Origin of the sequence: Oerskovia sp. NPDC056781 (assembly GCF_042789955.1) — a bacterium.
In the GTDB taxonomy this organism is placed as follows: domain Bacteria; phylum Actinomycetota; class Actinomycetes; order Actinomycetales; family Cellulomonadaceae; genus Oerskovia; species Oerskovia rustica.
In genome coordinates this window covers 1-1,362 of the sequence record NZ_JBHUAD010000400.1, presented here as the reverse complement: position 1 = coordinate 1,362, position 1,362 = coordinate 1, and the positions used below count along the sequence as shown (strand labels likewise).

Below are 1,362 nucleotides of genomic sequence, written 5' to 3'. Positions count from 1 at the left end.
GGACCGCACGGTCCGCGCCCCTCGTGCGTTCGCCGTGGCTCAGGCCAGCGTCGCCTCTGCGGCGCGCTCGATCACGGCGCGCAGGTCGCCCGAGCCTGCGAACCACGCCCGCTGACGCCCCGCGCCGCCGCCGTTCGACCACAGCCTCCCGAGCAGCTCGGTCACGGCGTCGAGGTCGCCCGCGTCGACGAGCGCCTCGCGCACGTGCGCGACGAGCTGGCCCACGACGTCGTGCGCGGTCGCGGGCTTCCAGGTGAGCGGCGAGACGAGGTCGCCCGAGATCCCGGAGCGCCCGGCCCGCCAGGACGCGGTGCGCAGGAGCTCGGGGTGGAGCATGGGCGCGGAGGTGCCGGCGTCGGCCTCGCGCGCCGCGGTCTCCACGAGCCCGCGGGCCAGCGCCGCGAGGAGGGTCGCGGTGTCGGCGTCGAGGCACACGTCTGCGACGCGGATCTCGACGGTCGGGTAGGACGCGGACAGCCGGGCGTCGAAGTAGATCATCGCGGTGTCGAGGATCGTGCCCGTGGCGACGAGGGCGTCGACCGTGGCGCGGTACGCCTCGGGCGTGCCGAACGACGGTGCGGGGCCCGCCGTCGGCCACCGTGACCACACCTGGGAGCGGAAGCTCGCGTACCCGCTGTCCTCGCCCTGCCAGTAGGGCGAGTTGGCGCTCAGCGCGAGGAGCGGGGCGAGCCAGGGGCCGATGCGGTCGAGGACCGCGACGCCCTCGGCGTCCGAGGAGACCGCGACGTGCACGTGGCAGCCGCCCGTGAGCTGTTCGCGTGCCGTGAGCCCGAACGCGGCGCGCGCCTCGAGGTAGCGGAGCTTGCCGACCGTGGTGGGGGAGACGGGGACGGGCGAGGTGCCGAGCGCCACGATGCGCGCGCCGCGCTGCTCGGCGGCCTTGTTGGCCCGGATGCGCCCGCCGCGGATCTCCTGGGCGAGGTCGGACAGGTTCGCGCAGGGGTGCGTGCCGGTCTCGAGCTGTTCCTCCATGAGCTCGAGCTCGAGGTCGCCGCCGGGGGCGTCGTCGGGCCGGTCCGGGCGTGAGCCGCCCGACGCCCCGAGCCCTCCCTCGCCGGCCTCGGTGGTGCTGGACGACTCGATGACCTCGGTCGCGACGGCGGTGGGGATGCCGTCGGGCCCGACGAGGAGGAACTCCTCCTCGACTCCCATGGTTCGCATCGAGGAAGTCTCACACGCCCGGGGTGTGCTTCGCACGCAGGGGGGCGTCCGGAGTGCTGTCCCGCCCGCGCTCGTAGGGTGCCCGACGGCGGAGCGCGGCCCGGGCGTCCGGGGTGAGCGGTGAGGTGGCCGCCTCGTGCATAGTGACGTCGAGGCGTGTCGGACAGCTCGCCTGAGGAT

Annotated in this window: 1 protein-coding gene; it reads right to left on the bottom strand. The window is 75.2% G+C overall.

Annotated elements, in window-relative coordinates; all coding sequences use genetic code 11:
- Nucleotides 1-39 precede the first annotated feature (39 nt).
- Nucleotides 40-1,173: a glutamate--cysteine ligase gene (locus ACFRCR_RS18730; protein ID WP_377679694.1), complete on the bottom strand. Its 1,134-nt coding sequence runs from the start codon at nt 1,171-1,173 to the stop codon at nt 40-42.
- Nucleotides 1,174-1,362 lie beyond the last annotated feature (189 nt).

Excerpts from the sequence above, each read along its gene's own strand:
- ACFRCR_RS18730 (WP_377679694.1), bottom strand. The coding sequence starts at position 1,173 with ATGGGAGTCGAGGAGGAGTTCCTCCTCGTCGGGCCCGACGGCATCCCC.